Annotated in this window: 1 protein-coding gene; it reads right to left on the reverse strand. The window is 70.9% G+C overall.

What is annotated here, in order from left to right:
• Positions 1 to 268 (reverse strand): DUF7927 domain-containing protein (locus SB660_RS20970; protein ID WP_410584301.1); only part of this gene is annotated, 268 nt, incomplete at both ends.

Here is a 268-nt window from a genome sequence, read left to right on the forward strand (position 1 = left end):
GATGAAGTGGTCGGTGCCGGGCGGCACGAACGGGTCGCAGTCGGGGTCGCCGTCGGCGCACACGTACGGCGGGGCGTCCGGGGTGAGGACATTGGCGAGGATGTTGTCGCCGCGGTCGCCGTCCGGCAGCACCGTCACCTGGTAGGTCACCGTGACGACGGTGCCGGCGGGAAGCGAGCCCTCGATGCGGATCTGCTCCGCGTCCGCATCGAATATCGGCGTGATGCCGGCGACATCCGCGGTCGGGCCTGCTGTGAGCGCGGCATCG

The organism is Bacillus sp. SIMBA_005 (assembly GCF_046535585.1).
Taxonomy (GTDB): Bacteria; Bacillota; Bacilli; order Bacillales; family Bacillaceae; genus Bacillus; species Bacillus pumilus.